The organism is Flavobacteriales bacterium, assembly GCA_020435415.1.
Taxonomy (GTDB): domain Bacteria; phylum Bacteroidota; class Bacteroidia; order JACJYZ01; family JACJYZ01; genus JACJYZ01.
Map to the genome: position 1 here is coordinate 1 of JAGQZQ010000135.1, position 6,476 is coordinate 6,476.

At 44.5% G+C, this 6,476-nt stretch carries 7 protein-coding genes; 3 read left to right on the plus strand and 4 right to left on the minus strand.

Annotation, left to right across the window (positions count from 1 at the left end):
* The coding region (locus KDD36_14440; GenBank protein MCB0397847.1) for a UbiA family prenyltransferase at positions 1-371 on the plus strand (371 nt) is incomplete at its 5' end.
* Positions 372-468: 97 nt separating this feature from the next.
* A complete protein-coding gene (locus KDD36_14445) occupies positions 469-1,065 on the plus strand; it encodes a SiaB family protein kinase (GenBank protein ID MCB0397848.1) in 597 nt (198 codons plus the stop codon).
* Between the two features lie 91 nt (positions 1,066-1,156).
* Here KDD36_14445 and KDD36_14450 read toward each other — a convergent pair whose 3' ends face one another.
* Positions 1,157-2,587, minus strand: coding sequence for a hypothetical protein (locus KDD36_14450; GenBank protein MCB0397849.1), 1,431 nt, complete (start codon positions 2,585-2,587; stop codon positions 1,157-1,159).
* Between the two features lie 206 nt (positions 2,588-2,793).
* Here KDD36_14450 and KDD36_14455 point away from each other — a divergent pair, with 206 nt between their 5' ends.
* Complete coding sequence (locus tag KDD36_14455) at positions 2,794-4,566, plus strand: T9SS type A sorting domain-containing protein (protein ID MCB0397850.1); 1,773 nt, start codon at positions 2,794-2,796, stop codon at positions 4,564-4,566.
* 20 nt (positions 4,567-4,586) lie between these two features.
* On the opposite strand, the gene KDD36_14460 is transcribed toward KDD36_14455, so the two are convergent.
* From KDD36_14460 to KDD36_14470, 3 genes are all read right to left on the minus strand, one after another.
* Positions 4,587-5,642, minus strand: coding sequence for a hypothetical protein (locus KDD36_14460; GenBank protein MCB0397851.1), 1,056 nt, complete (start codon positions 5,640-5,642; stop codon positions 4,587-4,589).
* Entirely contained in the window at positions 5,615-6,010 is a 396-nt protein-coding gene (locus KDD36_14465; protein MCB0397852.1) for a PAS domain S-box protein, read from the minus strand. The genes KDD36_14460 and KDD36_14465 overlap by 28 nt, the downstream gene beginning before the upstream one ends.
* 197 nt (positions 6,011-6,207) lie before the next feature.
* Positions 6,208-6,476: hypothetical protein (locus KDD36_14470; protein ID MCB0397853.1), on the minus strand; the 269-nt coding region annotated here is incomplete at its 5' end.

Sequence of the window (6,476 nt, forward strand, 5' to 3'; positions counted from 1 at the left end):
TATTTTCCTTTACAGTTCTTACCTGGGTCAGTGGGTTTGACATCGTCTATGCCCTGCAGGATGAACAGTTTGACAAAGCGCACAAGCTACATTCGATCCCGGCTGCATTAGGGGCGACAGGGGCATTGACCGTTTCGCGCATTCTTCACCTTACTTCCGCTGCATGTGTGATCCTGGCAGGGATATACGGAAATGTATCGTGGGGCTACTGGGTAGGCGCAGGATTCTTCTGTACAATGCTTGTCTACCAGCACACCCTTGTAAAACCCAAGGATCTGAGCAGGGTAAATCTGGCTTTCTTTACTTCCAATGGCATTGCCAGTCTGGCCTTCGCCGCTGCCGTCATTGCCGATCTGATCTGGTTATCATAGGTACGGCAAGGTATAGGATGAAACTTGTACTGCCTCCTTCCGTATAAAAAACGGGATTAGCCATTTTTTTCAGGAGATTTCGAAAATAATTCGAAAAATGAACACGCAGATAAGGTACATATCCGATTTACACCGGGTGATGTCTGAAAAGAAACTCACACTGGTTTATGAGGGGAGATTAAGCAGAAGTATTATCAACAGCCTGCTCCACATGTGCAGGACCAACCTGGACAGCCTGGACGTTTCCGCCGGCGTTCAAAAGAAAGTTTATGCGATCATGGTAGAGGTGTTGGAAAGTCTACATAAGCAAAGCCAATCCTCAAAACGCATCCATGCAACCAAGAACCTTCACTTTCCCATTGTGATGATGGGCATTAAAGACAACATGTTATTCATCACCACGGGCAATCTGGTAAGTAATGGCAGGGCGGAAAAGCTGAGGGAGAAATTCAACCAGGTGAACCGGCTGGACAAGCAAAGTTTACGCACCCTTCATATGGATGCCCTTACCAACAAGGAATTTTTTGAAAAGGGCTACTCAGACCTGGCTTTGGTAGACATCGCCCTTCGCTCAGGACATCACCTGGAATATGATTTTGACAAGGTCGATGAAGAGTTCCAGTTTTACATGATGCAGATTAAAGTAACCCTGGAAAAGAGCGCCGAGTTCAAAGCGGAGAAAAAAGCAGATTAAAGATACATTGCCTCATGCGGAGCGTGACGTTGGGGATCAACGGAAAAAGGGCCAGAAGGCCCTTTTTTTTTATGCATTATAGGAAGCTATGCTATTCCGGCTTACCGAAAGCTTTATACGTCGGACTTTCTTCCATGACCCTTCTTCTTTCCGCCTCGACCTTTGCAAATTCCTCGGGAAAATCCCCCTTGAAATTTTTGACACTTTCGGTATCTCCGAGCTTATCCAGACAATACAGGTAATGCGCCAGAATATTTCTGTTGTCATAATCTTCTTTTGCAAAATAGCTCAATATCAACCAGTACAACTGGGCGGCAAAGCCATAGTCTTCCAGCTCCAATGCGATATCTGCATACTTCACAAAGTCCGACTTCAGGTCTTCCTTCTTCTTGAACAGGGAATTGATCTCCTGCCTCCTGAAAAGCAGGTATCCTTCCTTTCCAGTTGAAGCTCTCACATTCACAGGATATAGCGGATCACAGGTATAGATCACTTTTTTTGACGCCGTCCAGGCGTCATTCTGCTTGTCCTCATCCTTCATCTGTGCTGCACCTGAGAAGTAATGTTCATAGTTAAGCCAGGCGGAATTTGGAAATACCTTGAGCAGCTTGTTGTAGTGCGATACCGCCTCCTTGTACTTTCCCTGATCATGAAGGGCAATCCCTTGATTGATGGCACTGGTTATTTCATCGTTCACCACTTCCATTTTGGCTGATATCTCATCCAGAAAAAGTGCAGGCAGGGATTCGTTGTCAGAAAAGAACCTTATTACAAACAGAAGATGATTGGCTTTATCAAATGCCCCATCGGCCAGGTACATACACGCTTTTGTAAAAGGGATGATTTGGTTGCCTTGGCTCATTTCCATGGTCGCCCTCCAGTAGTCAGGGTTATTTTCCGTGAGGTCTTCCACCCTGGCCTTCAGATACTTTTGCTGTTTCAGTATTTCTCCCATGCTGCGCACGCCTTCAAATTGATCTTCCGCCCGGTTCTCATAATATGCCACAATGGGTATCACCTCCTCTTTCATCCATATACTGATCTCCTTGATCTTATCTGCAGGTTCCAGCTTTTTGAAAGCCTCCATTTCTGTTTTCTGGGGATACGATATCGCTGGTTCGAATTCCAGCTCCTGATCACAGCCTTTGTTTACCTTGGCCATAACGGCAAAGGAATAGTCTGTGAATTTGGTGTGCTGTTCGGCCAGGTTAGCCAATGCGTCTGTCAGTTTTTTCATACCGCCCTTTGAAAGTTTCGGGCGGGCACCCACAGAAATGGAAGGGGCTTTATCTCTGTGAACACTGACCACCACGATCACTTCCTTATCTCCTTCTTCCTCCTTCAGGTTCGCTTCGATGGTATTGGTAACCGTGCCCATCCAGGTTATAAACGGTTCCTGATCCACGGTAACCTGTCCGATCAGGTCAGGGGTGAACAGTTGGATGGTTAGTTCAACTTCGGATTGCGCGAATGCCCATAGAGAACCAAGACAGATCAGGAGCAGGGAAATCAATTTCTTCATGCGATAAGAATTCATAGGGAGGCATTGTTGCCAGTCAATTGAAAAGATAAATATACAGTTGGAATAAAAACCGGTGAGTAAAATAAAAAAAGTAATGCAACCGGATACGCAAAAAAGCATACCGTTTAATAAACTCAGTCATGATATCTCCTAAGGAATTTTTAAATTTTGGATGCTTCAACATTTGAACTTCAATATCCGACGCTATGAAAAAACTGCACGCCACACTGCTGTTAACCGCCATCTTCTTTAACATTCAGGTATTCTGCCAAACAACGCCATGTGATAAGATTGCATGGGAGAACAAACTTCAGGGTTCTGCAAATGCCATGTACACCGACTCCACCGGTAACTCCTATGTATACTGGAATGGCCCGGGAGATTCATTAACCGCATACAAGCTGGCTCCCTGGGGAGGTACGCTGTGGACCACCTATCATCAGAACCTAAAGGCAAAAAACATCCGGTTACTTGATCATTCCGTCCTGATGTCAGGAACAACTACCAATACAACCGATAACAAAAATGACGTGCGATTGCTTTCTCTTACGACATCCGGAGCAGTCAACTGGACATACACCGAGGTGACCGATGATGTGGAAGAAATCATTACGCAAGTCGACGTTGCGGGAGATCTGATTTACATAACAGGTCAGCGTGCATTGACGGATTCCACCTCTGAAATTTTTATGTATGCGGTAGATACGGCCGGCAATAAACAATGGACACAGTCATATAACTCTTCCGGATATGACTTCAACTTCCCGGTAAGCATGAAGTTGGCAGATGACGGTAGTTTTTACCTGCTAGGCATCAGCCAGGGTGACAGTACGTTTTACTTTTTGAACGGATATGATGCAACCGGCAATCTGACCTGGAACCGTAATTATTATAAAGAAGACAACAACACCTACAACCCAAACAATGACCTACATGAATACCGCTACGCCATCAATACGAATGCAAGTGGAAATGTATGGATGTTGGGCATTCAAAGCAATCCGGACACCTCCGCGTCAGCCATGGAAGAGTTACTATATCATTTAGTACAATACGACAGGACCGGCAATATACAATCTACCAATGACTTTAGCTGGATGACCGTTGATAGCCTGAACCTTGGAACTCCAACTCCCTCCGAATTACCTCATTCCATTCACTGCATCACTCCATTAACGAACAACACCGTTTATGCTTTCTTTTCGCCTATCATTCCTTTTGAAGCATCTCCCTATAGCGCTGTAATCGGTTTTAACCTTTCCAACAAGTTGAATTATTACAAGCCGATACCGGCCACAACGTTAAAGTCAGATGCCAGAATTGCCTGGAACGATAGCCTCATTTACTTAACCGCTCAGTACGATTATATCAGCATAAGCAATCCGTCTTCCATAATAAAGTCTTGTTTGTTAACTTTAGAAACAAGCACTGATTCTCTTCATACATTTTTGGGTGACAACCCGTCAAATCCTGTTTCAGCATTTAAAAAGTATAATAATCATCTAATTTTTCTGGATGTAAATCCAAGCACTTACGATCTTGGAGTTTTGAGCGTAAAAAAAGACCTTTCGCCAGCCTGCACATCAACCATTGACTTCAACAGTTATCCTTTACCTGTGGCTACCAGCCCTCAAACAGACCAATGGGGTAACATTTACTTTATCCAGAAGAACAAGAGCGTGATCATGCTGGGCACCGTGGTGGGAACAGAGGAATTATCAGACGAGCGGAACGGACAGCTACGCGCATTCCCTAATCCGGCAAAGGAATACATTCGGATTGAAATGAATTCGAACGCATCATCCCGTGCACAGTATTTCATAACAAATGTATTGGGTAAGATTGTGATACAGGGTGACGTAGAAGCAGGGACGAATCAGTTCACCTTAAACACTGGCTCGCTGCCTGCCGGAGTTTACCTGATAACAGTACATACGGAAGAAAGTCAGGAGACTTGCAGGATCGTGATTGCCGATTGACAGTTTATTGTTTAGCCGGCTTATGACTCGTTCAGATTAAACAATTCATCTCTCTTGTCAATGAATGTGAATTCAAACTTGCTCACTTCATCCAGGAGTTTCTTCTCGTCGTAAACCTTGTTCAGGTGCTTGACAAAATCATCCAGCTCACCTGCTACATCCAGTACCTTTGCGGCGAGATCCCTGACTTCTGTTTCGGTCAGATTCTTGTTTTTCATCAGCGAGCATAAGCCCAGCAAACTGGCCAGAGGTCTGCGAATGACGTGAGAAATGTCGAACAGGATCTGCTCCTGCGTACCGATATAATCCACCAGCGGCGTGATGTCCTGGGAAGATCCATACCATAAGACCCGTCCGCTTTCGGTTTTTTCCGGGGTCGCTCTCAGCCACCTCCACCTGACCTGGTTTCCCACAACGATGCGATAATGAACGCTGATAAAATCCTGTGTTCTCCGCCCCTCCGCCAGTGCCTCATAGAAACGTGGCCGGTCCTCCTCATGAATGACCTCCACAATCATTTGCGGGTTTATAATGATATCCTCGGTATCAAAAGGATGATTGACCTGCTCGACTCCTTTGCTGGTAAAGTGAATTTTGAAACTGCCGTCTTCCTCTATTTCGAATTGATAGGTATTGGCCGGCACCTGACTGGTTATTTTCCGCATCAGTGCTTCACTTGCCCTGGCCTTGTTGATTGCATTCCATTGTTCCAGAAACAGACTCAGAAGTTTGGCCAGGATACCTATCAGTCTTTCTTCTTCGTATAGGAAAATACCGCCGGCATATGTGGGCACCTCCTCCAGGTAATACACCTCCAAAGTGCCATGTTGCTGATGCACGCCATCGATCTGTGCGGACAATCCCCATTCTGTTTCCCGGAAATCATCAGTGGTATATACCTCTCCGTTATTAAGTTTGATGCGCACAGCTGTCACCTCCGGAAACTGCCAGCCATCCCGGATGTGCAGCAGGCAATCTTTGAACACCGCATGGACATCCGGATACTTGAAAAGCGTTTCGGTTACACGAAGAATAGCAATCTGCTCTTTTACCCTTTCCTGAAGATCATGCGCCAACCGTTTCTCATCAGCAATATCACGAAGCGACCACGTATAATATAAACCTGACTCTGTTTCACTGGTGGCATATGACAGTTCAATATGACACAGTGCCCCATCATTTTTTTTATCAGGAACAGGGGATTGCTCTTTTGTAACTCAACAAAGTTCTTAAATGTCCAGGTGGTTGAATGGTCAAGTATATTTCCCGAAGCGCCGCCCTCAATGAGGTCGTAAAGGTATTTACCATGAAGGAGTTCTTTATCATACCCAAGCTGCGCACTTGATCTTTGGTTAGCAAATATGATAATGCCGTTATGATCGGTGACTATAAGCGGAACGGGAGCTGTTTCGAACAAATTCTTAAACAGAGCGTCGGAGTTCATTTGTGGTGATTTGGTTTATAAAATCCACAATGGCCTGGCTCGGAGGTAGAAATTATGTACGGTTGGAGGTCGGTTTATGATATTTTATTCTTAATAAAGATAGAAATTTTCAGGTACTGTTCGGATAAGTTCTGAAAGTTTCTATCTGCAGCAATACATGAAGGATTGTTTCAACAGTTTTCCTGACTACGTGCGAATTACCTAATATCCTTTGATTTCTTTTCTTCCAAATCCATATACTTTCTTAGAACCTTTTCCTGCTCAGCACCTTTTAAATACAGTCTAATGCCCAACACTATTGCACCAATTGGAAGCACAACCACACCAAAGACATTTGTATTCATAATCGTAAAAAAGAACACACCAATACCAACAAAGAACATAACTGATCCTAATTCCTTATTCTTTTTTGGGTCCAATGACTCACTATCATACTGCTGCCCGGTTGCTTTCAGATCTCTTTTGA

Excerpts from the sequence above, each read along its gene's own strand:
- KDD36_14455 (MCB0397850.1), top strand. The coding sequence starts at position 2,794 with ATGAAAAAACTGCACGCCACACTGCTGTTAACCGCCATCTTCTTTAAC.
- KDD36_14465 (MCB0397852.1), bottom strand. The coding sequence starts at position 6,010 with ATGAACTCCGACGCTCTGTTTAAGAATTTGTTCGAAACAGCTCCCGTT.
- KDD36_14450 (MCB0397849.1), bottom strand. The coding sequence starts at position 2,587 with ATGAAGAAATTGATTTCCCTGCTCCTGATCTGTCTTGGTTCTCTATGG.
- KDD36_14445 (MCB0397848.1), top strand. The coding sequence starts at position 469 with ATGAACACGCAGATAAGGTACATATCCGATTTACACCGGGTGATGTCT.